Below are 24,331 nucleotides of genomic sequence, written 5' to 3'. Positions count from 1 at the left end.
TTCGCCGGTATTAGTGTGCAAGCTCGCTATTTTTGACCGCTTCGACGACTTCCTCGAGCCTCATGCCCCGGGAAGCCTTGACCAGGACGACATCCTGCGGATGAAGCAGGGAAACCAGCTTGCGGATCAACTCAGACTTATCAGTATATGCATAAATGTTCCCGGAGTCCATATGTTCTTTGGCGCCTTCGGCGATGCTCCGGGCCAAGGTGCCGTAGGTGAACAGCACGTCGACGTTGCCCGGCGCCAAGGAGGCTCCGATGCCGCGGTGATAATCTTCCTCGGATGCTCCAAGCTCCAGCATATCGCCGAGTACGGCGATTTTGCGGCGGAAACCCTTCATGTTGCCGAGCACGCCGATGGCCGCCTTCATGGAGGTAGGGCTGGCGTTGTACGCATCGTTGAGAATCGTAATCCCGCTGCGGCCGGTAACCACCTCGATCCGCATGCCGGTCAACTCGACCCGGCTGAACCCTTCCCGGATCGCCGCTTCGCCGACCCCGTAATGGCGGGCGACGGTGATGGCGGCCAACGCGTTCACGACGTTATGCTCTCCAAGCAGCGGCAGCGTAAACGGCTCGCTTCCGCCGGCATGCGGCGTGAACAGCGTACGATCGTCCAGGAACATGATGCCGGACGGATATTCGTCATTGCCGGGGCCAAGGCCAAACGTCGCCGTGTTCAATCCTTCCGGCTTGGTTGTCCCGGATTCCGCCAAAACCCCGGAAATCAACGGTTCGTCCCCATTGTATACGAACAATCCCCCGGGCTTCATCCCCGCGAGGATCTCCAATTTGGCCCGGGCAATTTCTTCCCGGGAACCGAGTTGCAGCAAATGCGACTCGCCGATATTGGTCACGATCGCCGTTTCCGGCTCGGCCAACTTCGAAAGCAACTCGATTTCATAGCGGCCGCTCATGCCCATCTCGAGCACGGCGATCTCCGTATCCTCCGGCATCGCCAGGATCGTCAACGGAAGGCCGATATGATTATTGAAATTCCCTTTGGTTTTATGCACTTTATAGGTCGTGGACAAAAGCGCGAATACCAGGTCCTTGGTCGTCGTTTTGCCGTTGCTGCCCGTAATCCCGACGACTTTGGCGCCGGTATCGGCCAGATACGACTTGGCCAGCGCCTGCAATGCCTCCAGCGTATCCTCCACGAGCACGGCCGGACCAGGCGGCGTTCCTTTCGACTTTTCCCATAACGTAGCGCCAGCTCCTGCCTTCAGGCAGTCCCCGGCGAAATCATGGCCGTCAAACCGCTCGCCTGCCAAAGGAACAAACAGGCAGTCCCGCGTAATTTGCCGGGAATCGGTAACCACGCCTTGTACCGCGATGTCGGAATCCCCCGTTTTCCTTACTTGTCCGCCGCACATCGCAGCAATTTCCGCTAAATTTCTTCTAATCACTTTGCCAAACCCCTTATCGCTTCTTTTGCTACGATCCGATCGTCAAAATCGAGCACCTGGGAGCCGATCAATTGATAGGTTTCATGACCTTTCCCCGCAATCAATACTACATCCTCACGGCTTGCCATTTCAATAGCCTTTTGAATTGCTTCCCGGCGGTCGACGACCAGCTCGTAGCGCTCCTTCGGCACCCCGTCATCGATCAGCCCCCGTTCAATGTCGAGCAGGATCGCCTCGGGATTTTCCGTTCGCGGATTATCGGAGGTCACGATCACATGCTGCGAATACTTCGCGGCGATCCGCCCCATGATCGGCCGCTTCGTGCGGTCCCGATCCCCGCCGCAGCCGAACACGCAAATGACCCGGCCTTGAGCGAATTCACTCACGGTACGCAGCACGTTCTCCAATCCGTCCGGGGTATGGGCGTAATCGACGATAACGGCAAAGGCCTGCCCTTCGTCTACCGCTTCCACCCGGCCCTCAACGCCTTTGACCGACTCGAGGCTCGCCTTGATCCGGTCAAGCGGGATTCCCTCCAGCAAAGCCGCCGTGATCGCCGCAAGCGCATTATATACATTGAATTTGCCTACCATGCGCAAAGAGATATCCGCGCTGCCCCGGAACGTGTCCACATGGAAGGACGTACCTTTGGCGGTTACGGATATGCCGGAGGCCCGGACATCGGCCTCATGCTCCACGCCGTACGTGACCGTTTCGGCCGCGGTTTGTTTGGCGAAGAAAGCGCTGGCCGGATCGTCCGCATTCAGCACGGCGTAGCTGCGCTCATCGCCGGCCGCCGGGTACGTATTGCCCAGCCGGGAGAAGAACAGCGCTTTGGCTCCGCGATAGTCCTCCATCGTTTTGTGATAATCCAGATGATCCTGCGTAAGATTGGTAAATACCGCGGTGCGGAAGCGGGTTCCTTTGACCCGGCCTTGATCCAGCGCATGGGAGGACACTTCCATCACGCAGTATTCCCCGCCGCCTTCAGCCATGTCATGCAGGTAATTCTGCAGCTCCAGCGATTCCGGAGTGGTCCCGGACATCGGATAGGTCTGCCCGGCGAAGCGGCGTTGAATCGTACCGATGAGCCCGGTTTCCCGGCCTTGATCCTGCAGGATCTTTTCGATCAAATACGTGGTGGTCGTCTTGCCGTTCGTGCCGGTTACGCCGATGACCTTCAGCCGGGAGCTCGGCGAATCGAAAAACACCCCGCCGAGCACCGCCATGGCCAGACGGCTGTCCTTGACCTTCAACTGGGGCAATTCGATTCCGCCCAGCCAACGTTCCACCACGAGGGCGGACGCTCCTTGTTCCGCGGCTTGACGGGCATAGTCATGTCCATCCACCGTATGCCCGGGCAGGCAGATAAACAGATCGCCCGGCTCTACCTTGCGCGAATCGATCGCTAAACCGGTGCACGACGTTTCCCCGTCGCCCTGAATCCTTGAAGCCATCAAATAAGTTGCCAGTTCCTTAAGCCGCATAAAGTTACCCCTCCGTCTTTCAACTACGTTCTCTATAAGTTGGACTAATGAAATGCGGGAAAGGCAAGAGGGTGAAATGATTCTGAAGAAGCGGAGCGTTCGCCTTTGTGACTGGATTTCTACCTTGTATGAATAAAGAAAATCAAAGAAATCCGGGAACAACAGCGATCGTAAGAACATTTCACCCGGCTGCCACTTGTCGCAAAAATATAGAGCAACACACTCACTCTATATTATCACCAAATATTGCTCAGTTCAGGAAAATTATTCACTTGTGATCGTATTATGATCGTGCAATTGTTCCGCATCGGCTTCACTGCCCATATAAATCCGGATCGTCGATCCTTTCTCTACCCGCGCTCCGGCTTTGGGCGCCTGATTGATGACCACGTTGCCCGCCCCGGATCTCGCCAGATTGAAGTTCATGTTCAGGTCTTCGTAAATTTCCTGCGCCGTATGCCCGATCAGATCCGGGACCGTGACGATCGGCGTTTCGCCGTATTTATATTTCTTCGCCACCTGCTCTTGGCGGGGGGGAATCTTCATATATTCCAGCGCATCCTCCAAAATGTTGCGAACGATCGGAGCCGCCACCACGCCGCCGAACTGGATGCCCTGCGGGTTATCCACGGCGGTATAGACGATGATTTGCGGGTCGTCCGCCGGGGCAAAGCCGATAAAGGAGACGATGTGCTCGTTTGGCGAATATCGCCCGTTAACGACCTTCTGCGCCGTCCCGGTTTTGCCGCCGACCCGGTACCCGTCGATGAACGCGTTGCCGCCGGTGCCGTTCGCCACCACGCTTTCCAGCGCCGAGCGCACCTGCCTGGAGGTTTCCTCCGAGATGACCTGCCGCACGACCTGCGGCGTCGTTTCCGACACGACCTCGCCGGTCTCCGGATTGGTCCAAGACTTGGCGACGTAAGGCTTATACAGTTTGCCGCCGTTGATCGCCGCCGACACCGCGGTGATTTGCTGGATCGGCGTAACCGATACGCCTTGGCCGAACGAGGTGGTCGCCAATTCAACGGGTCCCACCTGAGGCAGTTTGAACAGGATTCCGTTCTCCTCCCCGCTTAAATCGATGCCCGTTTTGCTGCCGAAGCCGAAGTTTTTGATGTACTGGAACAGCGTTTCCTTCCCCAACCGCTGGCCTAACGCCACGAAGCCGGGGTTGCAAGAGTTTTCCACGACCTGCAGGAACGTTTGGCTGCCGTGGCCGCCTTTTTTCCAGCAGCGAAGCGTCGCTCCGCCCACCTTCACGTAACCCGGATCAAAAAAACGGTCATTCAGCAAATCGACCTTTTTCTCCTCCAACGCCGCCGCCAGCGTAATGATTTTGAACGTGGAGCCGGGCTCGTAGGTCATCCAAATCGGCAGATTGCGGTTATACACCTCGGCATCGTACTCTTGGTAAGCCCCCGGCTCGAATCCCGGCCTTCCGGCCATCCCCAGGATTTCGCCGCTCTTCGGGTCCATGGCGATCGTTAACGCCGAATCGGCCTGCAGCCGGTCCATAGCCTGGTCCAGTTCGCGTTCGATGATGCTTTGGATCGTCTTGTCGATGGTGAGCGTCATATTCAAGCCGTCCCTCGGAGGAGCGTATTTCTCCGAAGAACCCGGCATCAACCGGCCGCCGGCATCCGATAAATAGGAAACGCTGCCGTTCATCCCGCTGAGCTGGCTGTCATATTTGCTTTCCACGCCGGTGAGGCCTTGATTGTATCCCCCGGTGAAGCCCAAAATGTGGGCGGCCAGTCCGCCGTACGGATAATACCGCTTATTATCCTCAGCGACAACAATACCCGGAAGAGCCAAATCACGAATTTGCTGCGCTTTTTCCATCGTAATTTTGCGTCCGCCGGGTTGCAGCCTGACTATGGATTGTCTCTTGGTAATCGACTTCAAAACGGTTTCCTCGCTCATATCAAGCAATGGCGCCAAGCTCTTGGCTGTCCGCTCCGGTTCTTTGATCTGCACCGGAATCGCCATGACGGTAGGCGTCGTAACATTATAAGCGAGCACATTGCCGTTACGGTCGCTGATTTCGCCGCGTTTTGCCGAATATGGGATGTTTCGGCGCCACGAATCCTCCGCTTTGGCGGACAATTCGGCCCCTTTTCCGATTTGCACGTAGGCAAGACGAACGGCAAGAGCCGCAAACAGCAAACACAACACCATCAACAGCCAGAACAGTCTTCGTCTGACGGTAAATTTAGAAATTTTCACAGGTCGCCCCCCTAACCCATCCTGACGCATGATTGTTTTCATCTCATGATTATTCAGGACAACCAGGGGTTAGAACAAAGCTATGGCGACTCGCCGCCCTCGTTGTTGCCGGCGCTATCGCTTTCTTTGCCGCCCGCCGCATCGTCTTCGGGAACCTCGTCGCCGGATGCGGAGTCGTCATTGACCATCGGCTCCAACGTTAATACGACCCGCCGCCCTCCGTTCTCTTCTACTACCTTCTGCGAGACGACGTATCCTTCGCCTTCCGCCGTGACCGGAATCTGCATGACGGACAATAGCTCCATGGCATCGCGCAGCGATTCTCCCTGCAGATTCGGCACGTTCATATCGGCGCCGCTTTCCGTCAGGAGATAGACGAACTGTCCGGTTTTGAGCGTGCTGCCGGCTTTCGGGAACTGGGAAAGGATCTCCGTCCCTTTGCCCAAGGTAGCGTAGGAAATCCCGCTGGCAGCCAGCTTGTCCTTCGCTTGCTGTACGGGGAGGCCGCCGACTTCAGGCACTTTCGGCCCCGTGCTGGCGGTTTTGGTTGCGCTTTTGGCCGCATCGCCTTCGATTTTCTTCGATACGCCCATGTACTGCAGGGTTTGGCTAATGATTTTTTTGAATACCGGCGCTGCCGCGGTGCCGCCGCCCAATTCGGAATCCTTCGGTTCGTCGATCAATACGATAATCGCGATCTTCGGATCGTCGACCGGCGCGTATCCGATAAACGAAACGACTTGTTTCGTATAATCGTATTCCCCGTTCACGACCTTCACCGCGGTCCCCGTTTTACCGGCGATCCGGTAGCCGTCGATATAGGCGTGGCGCCCGGTGCCGATTTCCTGGTCGGAGACGACCTGTTCCAGATAGCTCCCGACTTCCTTGGCCTTCTCGGGGGCGATGACCTGCCGGACCACCTTGGGTTCCGTTTTGACCGTTTCCCCGGTTTGCGGATCCGTGATCGATTTGACGATGTGCGGCTCCATCAGCTTGCCGCCGTTGGCGATCGCCGATACCGCCACGATTTGCTGCAGCGGGGTGACGAGCAGCTTGCCGTGTCCGTAGGCCATCGCCGCGAAGTCAGCCTGCTGCACCGGATCCACGATCCCTTTCGATTCGCCCGGCAGCTCGATGCCGGTCTTTTGGCCAAAGCCGAAATTATCGACGTACGACTTGAGGCGTTCCGGCCCCAGCATTTCATAGCCTAATTTGACGAAGGCGACGTTACTGGACCGCTTAACCCCTTCCAGATAACTGATTTGTCCCCAACCGGCTTTTTTCAAATCGTGGATCGTTTGTCCCGGCACCTGAATGTTGCCGGATTGGTACGTGGCGTTCGGGTTAAACAATCCTTCCTGAACGGCACCGGCCAAGGTCACGATTTTAAATGTGGAACCCGGTTCGTAAACCGACTTGGTCGCATGATTGTAGAAATTTTTCTGATCGACGTCCTCCCAATACGCATTGGGGTCATATGTAGGCATATTGGCCATGCCGAGGATTTCCATCGTATTCGGATCGGCCGCAATAACCGTCATGCTGATCGGCTGAAGCTGATCGTACGCTTCCTTCATCGCTACTTCGATGTAACGCTGAATCGTATCATCGATCGTCAGCTGCAGGTTTTTGCCGTTTTTCACCGGCGTGTAGATTTCGCTTGCTTTCGGGATTTCGATCCCGCGGCCGTCGCGTTTGTATTCGAGGGAGCCGTCTACCCCTTTAAGCTCTTCGTCATAATAAGCCTCAAGCCCCGATTTGGCTATTCCCTCGCGGTCGGTGTAACCAAGCACATGGGCAGCCAGACTGTGTTTCGGATAGTAACGCTTCTGGTCCTTAATCAGGTAGATGCCTACGTCTTGCAAGTCCTCATGCTCTTCCTTCAAATCGTTCATGAACGACTGCACCTGATCCCGCAGATCCTGATCGATTTTCCAGCCTTCGTTGCGCACCTCGCGCTGCGTATAATACGTACCGTCTTCCTTTTTTGCGCCCACAATGTCCCTGAGCTCGTTTTCATTCTTGCCGAGCACTTTGCCAAGCCCTTCGACCACTTCGTCCTCAAGGCCGTTTTTATTAATGACTTCGGGATTGACGGCCACCGTATAAGCCGGGGCGTCTACCGCCAGTACGTCGCCGTTCCGGTCGGTGATGACGCCGCGGGTAGCGGGCAGCGTTTTTTTCGTGGACCATAACTCTTCGGCATGCGCCTGCCAAAAGTCCGCCTGTACCACTTGCAGCCAAAACACTCTTCCCATCAAGACAGCAAAAAAGAGGGTAATGCATCCCCCTATCAGCAGTGTTCGAAGTCTTATTCTCTTAATCATGGCAAAACCTCTTTAGCATCATTATTTCTTGGCCGTTGCTACGCCATCCGCTGCATCTGCCGTGCCGCTTCCTGCATCCAGCCCGCCGACGTCCGTTTGGGACCCCTCAGGCATTTGAACGTGGAAACCTTCCACCTCGGGCTGCACATAACCAAGCTCCGCCGCCTTCTTCGGAACTTCTTCCTCCAGCTTTTCTTTCTGGATGTTTAGTTCCTTGACCTCGGCATTGATCGTTTGAATGTCCGTATTCAAATTAAACATTTGCCGCTTGATGTTGTAAAGTGACACATTTTGCCATAAAAGCCCGCTCATCACCGCCACGCAAAACATAACCGTCAGCATGTACAGCAACTTCTCGCGAACCGGCAACGGCGCACGGCGGGTAACCACCTTCGTCGTTTCCCGGTAGCGCTGTGACGGATAGCTGCGTTCCGCTTGCTTTTCTTTAACTGCCAAATTCCCCCGCGTATAAGCCATTTACGATTCCTCCACTACAGATTCCAGTTTCTCCGCCACGCGCAATTTCGCCGAGCGAGCCCGGGGATTTTCGGCCAGTTCCTGATCCGACGGAACCAGCGGTTTCCGGTTTAACAATTTGAGCGATCCTTTGCCTCCGCATACGCACATCGGAAAATCCGGAGGACAGGTGCATTTCTCCACATAGCTTGCAAAAATCTGTTTGCAGATCCGGTCTTCCAACGAGTGAAAAGTGATCACCGAAACCCGGCCTTCCGGCGCCAAGCAACGTATCGCCGCGTGCAGTCCTTCCTCGAACGCGCCCAGCTCGTCATTGACGGCGATGCGGAGCGCTTGGAAGCTGCGTTTGGCCGGATGCCCGCCCGTCCGCCTTGCGGCCGCCGGAATCCCTTCCTTGATCAGCTCCACGAGTTGTCCCGTCGTCTCGATGGACTCCTGCTCGCGACGTTCCGCGATGACCCTGGCAATGCGCCTGGAGAATTTCTCCTCGCCGTATTGGAACAAAATCCGAGCAATTTCGCGTTCGGGCCACGCATTGACGATCTCCCGCGCCGTCAGCGGTGCCGATTGATCCATCCGCATGTCGAGCGGAGCGTCTGCATTATAGCTGAACCCCCGTTCCCCCTCATCGAATTGGGGAGAGGAGACGCCTAGATCGAACAGCACGCCGTCGACTTGGGGAAACCCGTTATGCTGCGGGATGCCCTCGATCTCCAGCAGTTTTTGCTCGATGTAGCGAAAATTGCTTTTTACCAACGTTAATTTGTCCGCATAAGACGAGAGCCGCTCCTTGGCATTGTCCAACGCCCAGTCGTCCTGGTCGAAAGCGATCAGCCTTCCTCCGGGACCTAGCTTCGACAAAATCACCGAGCTGTGCCCGCCGCCACCCAGCGTACAATCCACATAAATGCCGTCCGGCTTGATGCGCAGCCCTTCTGTCGCTTCTTCTTTGAGTACCGTGATGTGATGGAACAAGACTTACGCCTCCAAACCTGAATTCATATTTGTTAGCCGTGATCAAAAGCCTGCTTTGGGACTTTCGTTTCAATACATGCTCAATCTAAAGGTCGAAATTAAAGTCTACTAGCTTTTCGGCTATCTCGTTAAACGTATCTTCCGACTGCTGGAAGTATTGCTCCCACGTATTCCGGCTCCAAATTTCCACCCGGTTCGACACGCCCAGAACAACGCAATCCTTCTCCAGCTTTGCATACTGCCGTAAATTGCCTGGCAGGTTTACCCTTCCCTGTTTATCCCACTCGCATTCCGTCGCCCCGGAGAAAAAAAAGCGGGTAAACGCCCGCGCGTCAGACTTCATCAGCGGCAATGCTTTGAGTTTTTGTTCCAGCACTTCCCACTCCTGCATCGGATATACGAAAAGACACTGGTCCAGCCCGCGGGTGACTACGAAAGAGCTGCCGAGGAGATCACGAAACTTAGCCGGTATGATAATCCGGCCTTTATCGTCAATGCTATGTTGGAATTCCCCCATAAACATTGGTGACTCACTCCTTACCTCTTTCCCCCACTTTACACCACTTTACACCACTGTGATATGTAACTATTCTGCATTGGGGGTGAAAATCCTTCTATTGTTCATAATTTTTTTTGAATCGGGGGAGGACGATTTTGCACTCGGTCGGCAATAACAGGGCAACCACCCCGTACCTTCTATAATCCCATCCACTAAAAAAAGGTACCCAAGCAGCAAAGCCGCTTACGGATACCTTTCCTTCTTCATCTATTTATTTCGAGCTCACCGCCACGTAACTTCGTACCTTAATGCTCCTGCCAGCTATCAAGATAAGCCCGCTGCTCGGAGGACAACGCGTCGATGCTCAGGCCCAGGCTCTCCAGCTTGAACCGGGCAACCTGCTCGTCCAGCTCGTACGGTACGTTCACGACCGTTTTGCCGATCTCGTTGTAACGGTCATTGACATATTTCAGCGACATCGCCTGCAGCGCAAACGTCATGTCCATGATCTCCGCCGGATGCCCGTCGCCGGCAGCCAGGTTCACCAGGCGGCCTTCCGCGAGCAGATACACTTTGCGGCCGTCCTTCAACTGATATTCCTCGATATTGCGGCGCACCGTCCGCACCGAAACGGAGCGCTCCTTCAGCTCCGGCTTGTTCACTTCCACGTCGAAGTGCCCGGCATTGGACAGGATCGCCCCATCCTTCATGACATCGTAATGCTCGCCGCGAATAACATCGCGGTTCCCGGTTACCGTGACGAAGAAGTCGCCGATTTTGGCCGCTTCCAGCATCGGCATCACTTGGAAACCATCCATGTAAGCTTCGACCGCTTTGATCGCATCTACTTCGGTCACGACGACGTTGGCGCCGAGGCCTTTCGCCCGCATCGCCACGCCTTTGCCGCACCAGCCGTAACCGATGACGATCACGGTTTTGCCGGCAACGACCAGGTTGGTCGTGCGGTTGATGCCGTCCCAAACCGATTGGCCCGTTCCATAACGGTTATCGAACAAATATTTGCAATACGCATCGTTCACCGCAACCATCGGGAATTTGAGCTGCCCCTCTTTATCCATCGCTTTGAGGCGCAAAATCCCGGTGGTCGTTTCTTCGGCGCCGCCACGCACGTTTTCCAGCAAATCCGGCCGTTCGGAATGCAAAATCGATACCAGATCGCCGCCATCGTCGATGATCAGGTCGGGTTTTGTTTCCAGCGCCTTGATCAGCAGCGCTTTATATTCTTCCGGATCCGGATTGTACTTGGCAAATACCGTCACGCCGTCCTCCACCAACGCCGCGCAAACATCATCCTGCGTCGACAGCGGATTGCTGCCGGTAATCGTCACCTCGGCGCCCCCTGCTTGCACGACTTTGGCCAAGTAAGCGGTTTTCGCTTCCAGATGGAGCGAAATCGTCACCTTCAGCCCTTTGAACGGCTGCTCGGCCTCAAACTGCTTGCGCACCCGGTTCAATACCGGCATATGAGCTTCCACCCAATCGATTTTCAAATGTCCCTCCGGCGCAAGCTTCAAGTCGGTGATGATGCTGTTCTGAATCGCTTCTGAGCTCATGTCACACATCCTCCTATAAATAAATAATTCGGTGTTGTCCCGTCATGGCGTAAGGAATATCCATTAGACCGTCGATCCAGTCCATGCCGAACCGGTTCAAATAATAAAAGATATTGTAAACCCTCTCCTGCGGTTTGTTCAAGGGGAATAGCGACAGCTCGATCCGGTCGAAGTGGCGAAGCCCTGTTTCGTTGCTTTTCTCCAATGCCTCTCTGGCCTTGCCTCGCAAATATTCGATTTGCTCCAGGATTTTATCCCGATTGGCGGCCCCAAGCTTCGACAATCCGCTTTGAATCTCCGTCAGCTGTCCGATCAGGGGTTCATACAACTCCCCAAAAGCGGCTTTGATTTCCGCAAACCGGGCATCGACCTGAAGCCGATCCTGAGCGGCGAGCCATGCCTCGCGTTTTTGGCGGAAGCCTTCGCGGTTCTTCACATCGTTCCAGGAGAGACCGTATTTCTCCATATATTTTTGCAGCGTCCCCTCCACGACGGTAAAAGACTCCCGCGGAAGCAACAGCGGCATGCTCAACCCCAACTGGCGAAACGCTTTGCGCGTCAATCCCCAATAAGCGATTTCGCCGGGACCCAGCACTGTACCCAGCACCGGCAGCAAGCTGTCCTGCATCAGCGGACGGGTCAGCACATTGTTGCTATAACGCTCCGGATGCTCCCGAAGCTCGACAACCAGCTCATCCGCCGTAAAGGACACCTTGCCCTTCCGATCGGTAAAACGGCCATCCCGCTTAAACAGCAGCAAACGTTCCTGTCCGTTTATGTAAAATAAGTTGGCCCCGCCTTCGGCAACCTCTGCGGAAGGCTCATATCCAAGTGCCCTCATCTCAAGCGCGGAGGCGTGATAAGCTTGCTCCAGCTCATCATTTTGGGCAATGATCGACTCGAATACCGGAACTTCCAGCTTGCGCAACTCGGGATCGGCCGAATCCAACAACACCAACCCGTATTTCCCGAATAAGTTGCCCATTAGCTTGGCAAAAAACTCCGACAGGTTCGCCGCATTTGCCGCCGATTGCCGCAGCATCTCCAAGAGACCTGCTTTAAACTCGCTGTCCGGCAGCAGTTGCTCCAGTTCCGCCGCTGCCTTCTCCCATTCCGCCATGTCAATCCGTGTCCAACTGACCGGGAGTCGATCCAATGGATTGCGGTGGATACGAATCCGACGCACCTGCAAATCCGGCGACAAGAAATACGAATGATTGACTTCGTCCCAGTCATGGTCCTCGCCGGCAATCCAGAACACCGGTACAACCGGACGCTTCAAGCGGGCGGAAGCCTCCCTCGCCGCTTTGATGATCGTAACGGCTTTATGAATGACGAGCAGCGGTCCGGTAAACAAGCCGCTTTGCTGGCCTCCGACGATCACGGCGGTACCGGACTGCTCCAGCTTGCCAATTGCCTGTGACACGGCCGGGTTCGGATTAAACCGGCGGTTGTATTCGCGAAGCCGGGCCGTCAAAGCGGTTCGGCCGACCCGCCTCCCTTCCGTTTCATCAAGCCACTTTGCCCGTTCGCTCCAGCTATTCGCCTGTGTTGGGTCACTTTCATATAACAGCTCAACCGCAGCAAAATGATTGGCGTACACCTCAGCCAGCGGCCCAGCGGATGGCAACTGCTCTTGAACCACATTCATCAGGTAGAATCCTCCTGTTCTCCTCAAACCTTCCTTGATTGTACCGGATGTCCGGCTGCTCCGTCAAAGATAACCTTACTTTTGCTGAACATCTAACTTTCCGTAACCCCGGCATGAAAAAAACTCCCGCAGCCGATGTACAAGCAGCGGGAGTACGCGTATATAAGATTAGCCTTTATTCGGCATGGAGACGAAATGCCCTTTGGACACCTCGACCAGTTCGGAGTTGTCCAGATCGAACAAACCTCCGGTAGCGGCGCCTTCTTTGCCGATCGGACCGCTAGCGGTATCCTCCAGATGAATCCGCTTTTTGTTCGCTTCAATCTCCGGATCCGGAATCGGAATCGCGGACAAGAGCGTTTTGGTATAAGGATGCATCGGATTGGCATACAGCTCTTCGCTATCGGCCAGTTCCACGATCCGGCCCAGGTACATAACCGCAACGCGGTCACTGATATGTTTAACCATGGACAAGTCATGCGCGATGAACAGATAAGTCAGGCCGAGACGATCCTGCAAATCCTTAAGCAGGTTGACGACCTGAGCCTGAATGGACACGTCCAGCGCCGAGATCGGTTCGTCGCAAATGATGAACTTCGGATTGACCGCAAGCGCGCGGGCGATCCCGATCCGTTGGCGTTGGCCTCCGGAAAATTCATGCGGATACCGCGTAGCATGGTCCGGATTCAAACCTACCATATCAAGCAGCTCTTCGACGCGTTTCTTGCGTTCCGCCCGCGAACCGGCCATCCCGTGGATGTCCAGCGCTTCGCCGATAATATCGGTAACGGTAAAACGCGGATTCAGCGACGCGTACGGATCCTGGAAGATCATTTGCATATCGCGGCGCATCGCCTTCATTTTCTTCGGCGACAACTGATTAATATCCGTTCCGTTAAAGCGGACGCTGCCGTCCGTCGGTTCATACAAACGAAGAATCGTGCGGCCGGCCGTCGATTTACCGCAACCGGATTCGCCAACGAGGCCCAGCGTTTCGCCTTCGGCAATCGAGAAGCTGATATCATTGACGGCTTTTAGTACATTGCCTCCGCCAACATGAAAATACTTTTTGAGTCCTTCGACTTCGATCAATGTTTTCCCGGTACTCATGACGACTGTCCCTCCTTGGCCATCGGATGAAGATCCCAGCAGCGGGCCATATGCGTATCGCTGAATACGGTCGCGCCCGGATCGATGCGTTCGCAAACTTTCATCGCTTGGTCGCAACGTGCGGCGAAAGGACAACCGAGCGGCGGCTTAATCAAATCCGGCGGCGTGCCGATAATAGGAATAAGCGGTTCGCCTTTCTTTTGATCCAGCCGCGGCATGGAGCGCAGCAAGCCTTTGGTATACGGGTGCTGCGGATTTTTGAAGATCTCCCATTTCGTGCCTGTCTCCACCACTTCTCCGGCATACATGACGATGACGCGGTCGCACATGCCGGCAACGACGCCCAGGTCATGCGTGATCAAAATGATGGAAGTGCCAAGACGGGACTGCATTTCTTTCATGACGTCCATGATTTGCGCCTGGATCGTTACATCAAGCGCCGTGGTCGGTTCGTCCGCGATCAGCAGCGATGGCCGGCAGGCCAGCGCAATCGCGATCATAACGCGCTGCCGCATACCTCCGGAGAATTCGTGAGGATATTGGTTAAAGCGGGCCTCTGCATTTTTGATGCCAACCAGCTTAAGCATCTCGATAGCCTGTTTTTTCGCTTCGCCCGCTGACATATTCTGATGTTTGATTAATACTTCAGTAATTTGCCGGCCTACTCTAATCGTAGGATTCAAGGAGGTCATCGGGTCCTGAAAAATCATCCCAATATCTTTACCGCGGATCGATTCCATTTGCTTGTCGCTTTTCTTCAAAATGTCTTGCCCTTGGAAAATAATTTCGCCTTGCTTAATGATGGAAGGAGGGGACGGAATCAGGCGCATGATCGTTTGGGCCGTAACGCTTTTGCCGCTGCCGGATTCGCCGACGATCGCAACCGTTTCACCTTTCCCCACTTCAAAGTTCATGCCGCGAACGGCTTTGATCTCTCCACCTTTGACTTGAAAGGAAACATGCAAATCTTTGACTTGTAAAATCGGCTCCATCATTCCACCTCCTATTTCTTCAGTTTAGGATCAAGCGCGTCGCGAAGACCGTCGCCGAAAATGTTAAATGCCAGCATAATCAAGCTGATCAGAATAGCCGGGAACAGCATACGCCACGGATAGTACAACCATCCGGTCAAAGCATCGTTGATCATCGAACCAAGCGAAGCGACCGGAGCCTGTACGCCTAGTCCCAGGAAGCTCAGGAAAGCTTCGGCAAAAATCGCCTTTGGTACGGACAACGTCACCGTTACGATGATTGGTCCAACCGCATTCGGAAGCAGGTGCCGGAACAACAGCCGTCCGGAGCCGGCACCCATCGAGCGGGAAGCAAGTACGAACTCGCGGCCTTTAAGCTGCATGATTTCGCCGCGGACGATCCACGACATGTTGATCCATCCCGTAATCGTCAAAGCCAGGATAATCGTTCCCAAACTTGGCTCCATCACGACCAGCAGCAGGATCGTTACGAGCAGGTATGGAATGGCATATAAAATCTCGGAAAACTTATTCATAATTTCATCGACGCGGCCGCCGAAATAACCCATAGTTCCACCGTAAATGACACCGATAAAAAGGTCGATACATGCCGCCGCCAATCCGACGATCAACGAGATTCGCGCCCCCATCCAGGTACGGATGAACATATCGCGCCCGAGATCGTCCGTACCGAACCAATGCGCGGACGAAGGCCCTTTATTCGTATTCAACAGATCATTCGAATAGTAGTTGTAGCCGTAAATTTTGCCTATCAGCCACGGAGCTACGATCGCCGTTAGCGTGATCAGAGCCAAAATAATCAAAGCCGTCATGGCCAGCTTGTTGCTGCGCAACCGCTGCCAAGCGTCGCGCCAGGCGGAAATACTTTCGCGCTGAATGACTTCGGCTTCTTTCTCGTCCGTGCCGATTTTGCGGAAATCGTCTGCGGTCAGGTCGGCCGGCACCGGCATCATTTTGATTGGATTCGTATCCATCCGTTACCCCTCCTTCCCTTTCATAAGCTTAATCCGCGGATCCACGAAGACGTAGGCAATATCCGTAATAAAACGTGCCAGCATCAACAAAATGCCGTAGAAAATCGTAATCCCCATGATCACCGGATAATCCCGGACGCTGATCGCTTGCACGAACTGCTTGCCGATGCCGCCGATCCCGAAGATTTGCTCAATCACGACCGAGCCGGTAACGATATCGGCCGTCATCGGTCCCACATAAGTGATGACCGGCATAATTCCGTTCCGTATAACATGACGGAACAAAATCGCCATCCAGCCAAGGCCTTTGGCTTTGGCAGTTTTGATGTAATCGGCATGCAAAACCTCCAGCATGCTCGATCGGGTCAAACGGGCGATAAACGCAATCGGCTGTGCGGTCAAAGCCGCCACCGGCAACACGTAGTACATCGGTCCTTTAAAGCCCATCGTCGGCAGCCAATGCAGCTTGGAAGCGAACACATACTGCAGCAAAGAGGCAACCACGAAGCTCGGTACCGCGATGCCCAGCACCGCTATCACCATCGCCACGCTGTCGATCAATTTGCGATGATACAGCGCTGCCAGCATACCAAGCAACACCCCGACGACTACGGCCACGACGATCGCGACGAGCCCCAGCTTCAAAGACGCCGAAAACGTCTGGCTGATGATATGGGATACGTCTTGGTTAATCATCTTCATGGAAATGCCCAAATCCCCTTGCGCAATGTCACCCAAATATTTCAAATACTGCTGATAAACGGGCTTATCGAGTCCAAGCTGTTCAATAAGTCTCTCCTTGATCGCCGGAGGCACCTGTTTCTCCGACGTGAGGGGACTGCCTGGAATGGCCTTCATCAGGAAAAAGGTGGCTGAGATCAGAATAAACAACGAGACCAACATGTAGAAAAACTTATTGGCTATATAACGCACCATGCCCGTTCACACCTCCTTCTTATAAATTTCGACATATATCGATTTTAGGTGAAAATAACCACTTTGTCTATTCCATATATTTGTATAAGGACGAAATGCCTGGAAGAAGCCTGCACACAAAAAAAACGGGATATATATGGAATACCCACATATATATCCCGAGATGTCTATTCGATTCTGGTTTACCGATTAATGCTCCAACAAGTAAGCGCGAGTATAATCGATGGCACCGCTGAAATCAAGCGATACGCCTTTCAGGTAAGGCTTCGAAGCGGAAACGTTCGTATAGTAGTAAAGCGGCATCAGGACTTGGTTGTCCTTGATCAGGATTTCTTCGGCTTTCGCGAAGTTTGCGTCGCGTTTTGCCATGTCATCCGAAGTTTTTGCTTCTTGAATCAGTTGGTCATATTCGGCGTTCGAGAAACCCGTGTCGTTGTTGCCGCCGCCGGTCATCCACATATCCATGTAAGTCATCGGATCGTTATAGTCGGCGCTCCAGCCGGCACGAGCCACTTGATAGTTCAGGTTTTGGCGGTTCTCGATAAATACGGCCCATTCTTGGTTTTCCGATTTCACGTCCACGCCCAGGTTTTTCTTCCACATGTCAGCAACCGCAAGAGCTACTTTCTTATGCGCTTCACTGGAGTTGTAGATCAAAGTAATTTCAGGCAGTTTCGTGTATCCTTCTTCTTGCATGCCTTGTTCAAGCAATTTCTTGGCTTCTTCCACGTTCTCCGTGAAGTAGTCGTCTTTGTGTTCATTGCGGTATTCGTCGTTCAGACCTTTGATGCCCGGAGGAACAAAGCCAAACGCCGGTACCTGTCCGCCAAGCGTTACATTGTCTACGATCGCTTGACGATCGATAGCCATCGAGAACGCTCTGCGGATATTGACGTTATCGAACGGTTTAGCCGTTACGTTAAATTCATAGTAGTAAGTACTTGCAATCCCTTTGATTTGCAGTTCGTCTTTCAATTGATCCTTCAGGATCGGGATTTGGTCGGTTGGGATTTCACCGTTCGGATGTCCGGCACGATCCAGCTCGCCGTTTTGGTAACTTGCCAGTTCGGTTGCGCTGCTGTTCACCAGGGACATCGTGATTGTGTTCAGCTTGATGTTGTCTTTATCCCAATAGCTATCGTTTTTAGTAACTTCGATCGTTTGCCCTTTCACCCAGTTGGTCAGAGTAAATGGTCCGTTTACGATCATTTTGCTTTGGTCAACCGCCCATTTCGGGTCATCCTTAACGGATTGGTGAACCGGATAGAAAGTATAGAAGGAAGTCAGACCCAGGAAGTATGGAGTTGGAGCAACCAAATCCACTTCGAGCGTGTAGTCGTCAACGGCTTTTACGCCGACTTGGCTAAAGTCAGTGACTTTTCCTTCATTATATTCTTGAGCATTTTTAAAATAGTACAATTGGTAAGCGTAAGGAGCGGCCGGATCCGTTTTCGGGCTCAACACGCGTTCCCATGCAAATACGAAATCGCTCGCCGTTACCGGGTCGCCGTTGCTCCATTTTGCGTCTTTGCGTAGAGTGAAGGTATATTTGGTACCGTCAATTTTCCAGCTTTCAGCTGCAGCAGGAATCACTTGGCCGGATTCATCCATGCGTGTAAGACCTTCATACATCGTTTTAAGAACAGTGTTAGCCTGGCTATCTTGTGCTTGTGCCGGATCGAAAGTAGGCGGCTCTGCACTCAGGTTGATTCTAAGCGTTTGATCTGCAGCCAGCTTCTCATCGCTAGCGTTGCCGCTGTCAGTAGCCGCGTTGCCTCCGTTCGCTGCGCCGTTATTGGCAGCGCCGTTGTTTCCGCCGTTCGATCCGCATGCGGCAAGCAGAGTGCCGACGGCAAGAACGAGCGTCAGAAGCAGCAAAAGACTTTTACTCTTCTTCATCTAGCAAAATCCCCCTTAAAATATTGTGGTATATGTTTTTAGATTATACAACCAGCGGTCAAAAAAATCCAACATAAATTTAAAGATTTTTCGCGCGATTTGCCAAATTCAGCGATTTTCTTTAACAAAATAGTCCGTCATACCATATTGACATTTGTTTTCCTTAACAATTAACCTTGAATGTCACCAATTTATTCGTTATTTGCGCTTTTTTCTAGTTTGAGCTAAGCCGCCGAAATATATGTAATAAAGCTGATTAAAAACAACAGGATGTAGGCCAGCACCGTTCCGGCAAAGGCCAGCCGCCAAACCGCCCGAAGCAATCTCCTGGGGTCCACCCTCCCTTTCAAGCGGGTCTGGGCACCGCCGATCAGGCCGCCCGCGATCAGCAGAACAATCAGAATCAAGTAAACGCCGAAAGTTGAATGAAAGACGTTATTGAATAACGCGGATACCGATAAGATCAGGAACAGCGTCGTGACGTCCATCGCCAGCTTAAGGGCGGCTTTTTTATCCTGCCTGACGGCAAAATGGATAAAATAGACGAGCAAAAACGGAATCACCGGAACCATGGCCAACACGATAAAGGAAGAGACCAAAGCGCCCAAAGCCCCACCTCCTTATATAATGTAAACAAAAAACTTACTTTCAAAGTAAGTAACTATATTTTTATATGCATGTCAGGTTATAACGCGCGGACCAACCGCCACACCAGCTCATGGCCTGGAGCCGAAAGCCCTTTGGCGCTTGCCATTTCAACCAACCGGCCATTGATAAAGTCGATTTCCGTGGGGGTTCCCTGCTGCACGTCTTTCAGCATGGAGGAGACATTGGTGGACGTCGCCCGGCAAATCGCGACGATTTGATCATACATATCCTCGTCGCAGGGAATGCCGTGGGCACGGTAGATGCTTATTCCTTCATCGCACAACTGCCGAAGCAAAGCTTTCCGCTCCGCATTCTCAAGCAATTGCCCGTTATCTACCCGCCACAATGCTGTGAGCGGATTGATGACTGCGTTGATCAGCAGTTTCCTATAGATTTCCCTATCGATGTCTTTCGACAAAAAGGCGGCAAATCCTGCCGTCCCGAGCATTTTTACCAAACTTTCTCCCGTTAGGCGGCTCGCTTCGGTTTCGGTTTCCTGTACGACCTTCCCGCTTTGATTGCGATTCCAATAGATGCCAATATTTGTCTCGCCGAAACCTGCATGGATCACGCTTCGTCCGTCCGTCCGTTTGGCTCCCTCGGTCGTAATGGCGGCAAACACCAGCCGTTCGGGTAACGCCTGCTGAACTCGATTAAGATGTCCTACTCCGTTCTGAAAGCAAACCGCCTTGGTTTGCCGACCCGCCAGTCCGCGAAGAAAGGACAGCAAGTTATCGTCAATGTGCCTTTGCTTGGTTGTTATGAGCAGCCATTCGGCCTCCGATTTTCGCTCTAGCTCCCCATTTTCTTCCATATAAGCAGTATCGAAGCAAATTCCCTCAATGAACCGCGAACGCCCATCCGCTTCGGTAAGCGAGATCCCCTGTGTTTTCAGCAGCGCTGCTTGCTCGGGAGTTCGGGTCCAAAACCGCACGCGTTCCCCCGCTGCCGCCAATTTGCCGCCAAACAATAGACCCAGCGCCCCCGCCCCGATGATCTCTATGTTCATCGTCCTGACTTCCTTCCCGTCTCATCTGTTATAGCTTGAGTTTTTCAAACGTTTCCTACTATCTTTTATACCAAACCCTCCCACCAAAACACAAAAAATCCCGCCTCTTCGGCGGGATCTTTGCGATTTGCCCCTCTTCACTCGATTCGTTCCAAATTTCCGTTCGCATCCATTTTAAACCTCGATTTGCTTTCCTCGTCCTCTTCGTTCAAGAACGCCAATCGCCGAGCCCGGTCCATAATTTGAATCAACGCCTTATAGTCGTCATTCACGACCCGGTAATCGGTCTGCACTTCGTTCACTTGAGCCGAGAGCCGTTCATTTTCTTCCCGGAGCTCGGCGATTTTCTCATCCTTCTCCCTCAGTTCCTTTTCCAGAGATTTCACGTGCCGGTTGGTGTCCTGTACCGTATTCTTCCATCCGCGCAAGAAACGGATGACCGCATCGATCGAAATCGTTTCTTCCGTGACGCCGTCGCTCCGATAACCTCCGTCATCCATTTCCACGGAAGCCAAAGAAGCGATTCCCGAACCCGCGGAAAGCGGCGTTTGTTTTTTCATATAATTCCGTTTCTGTCTCTGTGCTTTGGCGATGCTAATGGCCGCTTCATATTTTTTGCGGACGCAGCTATTCCAGCGGAAACCGCAGGCGGCCGCCGTTCTGCCGATGCGTTCCCCCACTTCCTCAAAAGCCGTCAACTGGGTGCTGCCTTCCCGAATATGCCGAAGGGTCACCTCGGCCAAAATCAAATCATCTTCCGCGCTCCATGCATCTTGTCTCACCGCTGTCATGCTATAAAAACCTCCTAACGACATCCTAGTCTAACCGTCTTCCAACCGGCGGTCTCCGGCAGGCGTATGGGTAAAATGCTTCTTACTCCATTTCTATGCCTCTCATAGAGTTCATAGAATCTATTTGATACTAAAATGTATTTCCAAAATCAGGGTTTCCCATACATGACACAAACGCAAATGGATAGAAGATGCATTCAAAGGAGCACAATACCATTAAATAAATCACATTTCCATCCATACACCCTGATTATTCTTGACTTTTCGTTTACACTTTTCGGGCTAACGGGTATAATGGGGAAAGAAATGGGATGCCTTCGATACATAAGAAAGGGGGATTCACGCGTGGCACGCATGTTCCGCGTCCTTGGTTTTTTTACCCTTGCCATAGGACTCATGGCCTTTGCGGGTGACATGACAGAAATGGCGCTGCTGTTCTTTCTGCAAACCGCCTTTTTCGTTCTTTTCGGGTATCTGAAATTTACGGAAAGAACTTATATCCTGCTATTTTGGGGATACATGATCGTTGCGTTTACGGGCTTCAGCTACTGGACGATCTTTAAAATGGGTCTGCCCCTTTAATCCAAACATTCATAAGCGTTTCAAAAGGCGTTTCGGCTCTTGGCCGAACGCCTTTTTTCGTGAGACCTGCTATTTCCGAACCTGTTATCATATATATAGTACAACTATTTACGGGAGAGGATTGCTTTTGAAGATACGCTTCATATCCTTATGGTTATCGCTGCTGTTGGCTGCCGGTTATTCGGTCTCCCCGCCGGCGTCTGCCGCCGCGCCGTTCTCGACGGAAGAACAACAAGTTTTGGAGCAAAGCTTGTCGATCAAGGAAATCGACCGGGAAATCGAACGGATCGAGTCACGCCAGCGGGACACGGAATCCGCCTTGCTTCAGCTCCAGGAACAGCTTGCCGACAAAAACGAGCAGATTCGAGTCAGCCGGGAGCAAGCCGGCGCAAGACTGCGCGCTTATTATATGGGGGAGCGGGAAAACCTGCTCGGAGCGCTGCTCTCCGTGAACAGCTTGAAGGATTTTTTTACCGTGCTCGATTATTATCAGTTGATTCTCGACCGGGATCGCAGCGTACTGAACAAATACAAAACCGAATATGCCGGGCTGACAAGCACCAAAAAGCAGCTGGGCTCCACGGCTTCGGAGCTGGCCCGCATGAAAGAAAACCTGCAGTTGCAGCGCAGCCGCGTCGCCGTTTTGCAGCAAAATGTTGATGAATCGCTGGGACTGAGCGCCGACCCCGAGAAGCTGAAAAAGCTGATTGAAGAGCTCAACGCTTATTGGGAAAATGTCGGGCTTTATGAGCTGCGGAAATATTTCCGCGCACTCGCTTCCGCGATGTCTGAATTTCCCGACTTTTTGACGGATCACAAGGATAGCCTCGTCACTGAAAAAGGAGGCTACCGCCTGGTCGTCCGCGAAGCCGATTTAAATGACTTCCTTCACGGCAAGGATGAACTGCTACAGGATATGAGCTTTCGTTTCGAGGAGGAAAAAATCGTCGTCCACGGCAAAAGAGAGGGCCTGGAGCTCGAAGTGGAGGGACATTACACGGTCGAGCAAGAGCCGAATTCGATCACCTTCCATGTCGATCGCTTATTATTCAACGGCTTGGCGCTTCCCGACACAACGCGGGCGGAGCTGGAGCAAGACTTTGACCTGGGCTTTTACCCCAAAAAAATAGTTCCCTTCGTCGAGGCAACCGAAGCGGTCATCTCCGAGGGAACCCTTAGCGTCAAGCTGAAATTGACGCTATAAGATTTAGAGTCATTGGCCAATTTCCGCCATCGAAGCGCGATATTGCTTGGCACTGATGGCTCCGTTCAAATAATTGGCCGTCGTTTGGGCTAATTTCACCATTTGCTCAGGCAAATCAGGACTGGCCGGCAAAGCCCCTCCCGATCCAGCCGGCAAAGCGGCCGGTACCCATGCAGGCAAATCGTTTTTGGCGGCTTCATAATAAACCGTCTTCAGCACAGGCAGGAACCCGGTTGCCTCGTACCATCGGGGCTGGTTTATGGCCGAGGTCATGGCGGTAATCCATCGTCCCGCTGCCTCGGCGTTTTCCGATTGGGAGGACACGACGTAGCTCCGCCCGCGAATCCATGCCGTTGCCAGGTTCGGTTTCATTTCCGGCATCCAGACGCCCGCACGGGGGTGGGGGTGCTTCAGTTCGGAGGCCGTCGTAAGAATAAACGCAAGCTCACCGCGATAAAGCTTGCTCCAAGGATCGTCTTCCGCCGCGCCGGGTTTGCTCATATCGAGCAGCCATGGCCGCATTAGCTCCATCTGCTGCATCGATGGTTGCATCTCAGCGGTCGCCTTGAACGGAGATTCGGTCCCCCCCGTTTTCATCCCTCCCCCCAACTGCCAAAGCAACGTAAGAGCTGCATACGGATCGCCGAAATCCATTCCCACGATGTAAGGCGTTAAGCGCTGTTTTTTGTAAGCGGATAACAAAACGCCCCACTCGTCCGCCGATAACGGCGGATGGTTAAGCCCCAGTTGCTTGAGCTTGGCCGTATCATATACGAATACATAGGGATCCACATCGACGGGGACTCCCCATACATAACCGTTCCATTCATTCGGGATCAGGGAAGCACTTAACACTTCCCCGGACAAAGAGGCGGAATAATAGCCTTCCGTCGGCCGCAGATAACCGTCCGCCGCAAAACGCCGAACCCAGACGTTATCAAGCAAGAGGACGTCGGGCGATTCTCCCAGTTTCAACAACTGACGCTGATAGGAGGCAAACGTCTCCTCCGGCGATACGTTCGTCAAATCGACCTCAACCAGGTGATGGTCCATAAATTGCCGATTCAATTCCTCCAACCGGCGAAAGTCGGACTCGTCCATTTGGACCGCTACCCGAATATGCCCCGATTCCTGCAAGATCTCTTGCTCCGGCGGCGTTATGGGTTGGGTTTCGCCACGGTCCTCGGAACGGACCCATGCCGTTTCCTCACTCGGCGACAGATTGATCAAAGCGAGCAGAAGGAGGGCAAAAAGCACCCAATGGTTTTTTCGCTTCACGCCTGTTCTTCCTCTCCGCATGTTTAGGAGTACAAGTCTAAAAACAATCCGATACTCCGTATTGTAGCAAATCCCGGCTAGTGTTGTCCCGAAAAAAATGTTATAACCGGCTGCATCAAGCCAGCAAGTTGAACAATAGTGTCAATAAGAGCCCCCGTGTGAAATGTTCTTACCATCGCTGTTGTTCGCGGATTTCTTGGATTGAACTAAATTCAAAAGTAGTAGAAATCCGCTCGCAAAGGCGACCACTGTCGTTTCTTCAGAATCATTTCACCCTC

20 protein-coding genes are annotated in these 24,331 nt (G+C 53.1%); 2 read left to right on the top strand and 18 right to left on the bottom strand.

The features are described 5' to 3' along the window. Positions 1–10: 10 nt before the first annotated feature. From ACQ4N8_RS03730 to ACQ4N8_RS03650, 17 genes are all read right to left on the bottom strand, one after another. Complete coding sequence (locus ACQ4N8_RS03730) at positions 11–1,408, bottom strand: UDP-N-acetylmuramoyl-tripeptide--D-alanyl-D-alanine ligase (protein ID WP_430703176.1); 1,398 nt, start codon at positions 1,406–1,408, stop codon at positions 11–13. Beyond that, positions 1,408–2,898 (bottom strand): UDP-N-acetylmuramoyl-L-alanyl-D-glutamate--2,6-diaminopimelate ligase, encoded by a 1,491-nt coding sequence (locus tag ACQ4N8_RS03725; protein ID WP_430702980.1) that lies wholly within the window; start codon positions 2,896–2,898, stop codon positions 1,408–1,410. The genes ACQ4N8_RS03730 and ACQ4N8_RS03725 overlap by 1 nt, the downstream gene beginning before the upstream one ends. Positions 2,899–3,162: 264 nt before the next feature. Next, positions 3,163–5,127: a stage V sporulation protein D gene (locus ACQ4N8_RS03720; protein ID WP_430702979.1), complete on the bottom strand. Its 1,965-nt coding sequence runs from the start codon at positions 5,125–5,127 to the stop codon at positions 3,163–3,165. Between the two features lie 80 nt (positions 5,128–5,207). Beyond that, on the bottom strand, positions 5,208–7,454 hold the full coding sequence (locus tag ACQ4N8_RS03715) for a penicillin-binding transpeptidase domain-containing protein (RefSeq protein WP_430702978.1): 2,247 nt from the start codon (positions 7,452–7,454) through the stop codon (positions 5,208–5,210). A gap of 21 nt (positions 7,455–7,475) precedes the next feature. Beyond that, the gene (locus ACQ4N8_RS03710; RefSeq protein WP_430702977.1) at positions 7,476–7,931 is read right to left on the bottom strand and encodes a hypothetical protein; all 456 of its coding nucleotides are present in this window, start codon (positions 7,929–7,931) and stop codon (positions 7,476–7,478) included. After that, the gene (gene rsmH / locus ACQ4N8_RS03705) at positions 7,932–8,906 is read right to left on the bottom strand and encodes a 16S rRNA (cytosine(1402)-N(4))-methyltransferase RsmH (protein WP_430702976.1); all 975 of its coding nucleotides are present in this window, start codon (positions 8,904–8,906) and stop codon (positions 7,932–7,934) included. Positions 8,907–8,991: 85 nt separating this feature from the next. Further along, positions 8,992–9,429, bottom strand: coding sequence for a division/cell wall cluster transcriptional repressor MraZ (gene mraZ, locus ACQ4N8_RS03700; RefSeq protein ID WP_430702975.1), 438 nt, complete (start codon positions 9,427–9,429; stop codon positions 8,992–8,994). Positions 9,430–9,710: 281 nt separating this feature from the next. Then, a complete protein-coding gene (locus tag ACQ4N8_RS03695; protein WP_430702974.1) occupies positions 9,711–10,979 on the bottom strand; it encodes an adenosylhomocysteinase in 1,269 nt (422 codons plus the stop codon). A gap of 13 nt (positions 10,980–10,992) precedes the next feature. Continuing rightward, positions 10,993–12,630 (bottom strand): bacillithiol biosynthesis cysteine-adding enzyme BshC, encoded by a 1,638-nt coding sequence (gene bshC, locus ACQ4N8_RS03690; RefSeq protein ID WP_430702973.1) that lies wholly within the window; start codon positions 12,628–12,630, stop codon positions 10,993–10,995. A 168-nt stretch (positions 12,631–12,798) separates the two neighbouring features. Next, on the bottom strand, positions 12,799–13,740 hold the full coding sequence (locus ACQ4N8_RS03685; RefSeq protein WP_430702972.1) for an ABC transporter ATP-binding protein: 942 nt from the start codon (positions 13,738–13,740) through the stop codon (positions 12,799–12,801). Next, a complete protein-coding gene (locus ACQ4N8_RS03680) occupies positions 13,737–14,732 on the bottom strand; it encodes an ABC transporter ATP-binding protein (RefSeq protein ID WP_430702971.1) in 996 nt (331 codons plus the stop codon). Before ACQ4N8_RS03680 ends, ACQ4N8_RS03685 begins: the two co-directional genes overlap by 4 nt. Positions 14,733–14,743: 11 nt before the next feature. Further along, positions 14,744–15,706 (bottom strand): ABC transporter permease, encoded by a 963-nt coding sequence (locus tag ACQ4N8_RS03675; RefSeq protein WP_430702970.1) that lies wholly within the window; start codon positions 15,704–15,706, stop codon positions 14,744–14,746. A gap of 3 nt (positions 15,707–15,709) precedes the next feature. Next, a complete protein-coding gene (locus tag ACQ4N8_RS03670; RefSeq protein WP_430702969.1) occupies positions 15,710–16,642 on the bottom strand; it encodes an ABC transporter permease in 933 nt (310 codons plus the stop codon). A gap of 189 nt (positions 16,643–16,831) precedes the next feature. Continuing rightward, positions 16,832–18,541, bottom strand: coding sequence for a peptide ABC transporter substrate-binding protein (locus ACQ4N8_RS03665; protein ID WP_430702968.1), 1,710 nt, complete (start codon positions 18,539–18,541; stop codon positions 16,832–16,834). 224 nt (positions 18,542–18,765) lie between these two features. Continuing rightward, positions 18,766–19,149, bottom strand: a complete 384-nt coding sequence (locus tag ACQ4N8_RS03660) for a DUF3397 domain-containing protein (RefSeq protein ID WP_430702967.1) — start codon at positions 19,147–19,149, stop codon at positions 18,766–18,768. A gap of 77 nt (positions 19,150–19,226) precedes the next feature. Further along, complete coding sequence (locus ACQ4N8_RS03655) at positions 19,227–20,198, bottom strand: ketopantoate reductase family protein (protein WP_430702966.1); 972 nt, start codon at positions 20,196–20,198, stop codon at positions 19,227–19,229. Between the two features lie 137 nt (positions 20,199–20,335). Then, complete coding sequence (locus tag ACQ4N8_RS03650; protein ID WP_430702965.1) at positions 20,336–20,989, bottom strand: RsfA family transcriptional regulator; 654 nt, start codon at positions 20,987–20,989, stop codon at positions 20,336–20,338. 345 nt (positions 20,990–21,334) lie between these two features. On the opposite strand from ACQ4N8_RS03650, the gene ACQ4N8_RS03645 reads away from it, so the two are divergent. Then, on the top strand, positions 21,335–21,571 hold the full coding sequence (locus tag ACQ4N8_RS03645; RefSeq protein ID WP_193416364.1) for a DUF2626 family protein: 237 nt from the start codon (positions 21,335–21,337) through the stop codon (positions 21,569–21,571). 127 nt (positions 21,572–21,698) lie between these two features. Beyond that, entirely contained in the window at positions 21,699–22,775 is a 1,077-nt protein-coding gene (locus ACQ4N8_RS03640) for a coiled-coil domain-containing protein (RefSeq protein WP_430702964.1), read from the top strand. 9 nt (positions 22,776–22,784) lie between these two features. On the opposite strand, the gene ACQ4N8_RS03635 is transcribed toward ACQ4N8_RS03640, so the two are convergent. Beyond that, complete coding sequence (locus ACQ4N8_RS03635) at positions 22,785–24,053, bottom strand: extracellular solute-binding protein (protein ID WP_430702963.1); 1,269 nt, start codon at positions 24,051–24,053, stop codon at positions 22,785–22,787. Between the last annotated feature and the right edge of the window lie 278 nt (positions 24,054–24,331).

Origin of the sequence: Paenibacillus macerans (genome assembly GCF_050565405.1) — a bacterium.
GTDB lineage: Bacteria > Bacillota > Bacilli > Paenibacillales > Paenibacillaceae > Fontibacillus > Fontibacillus macerans_B.
Note: the sequence above shows the minus strand (reverse complement) of the source record. Positions and strands in the feature narration are given on the sequence as shown.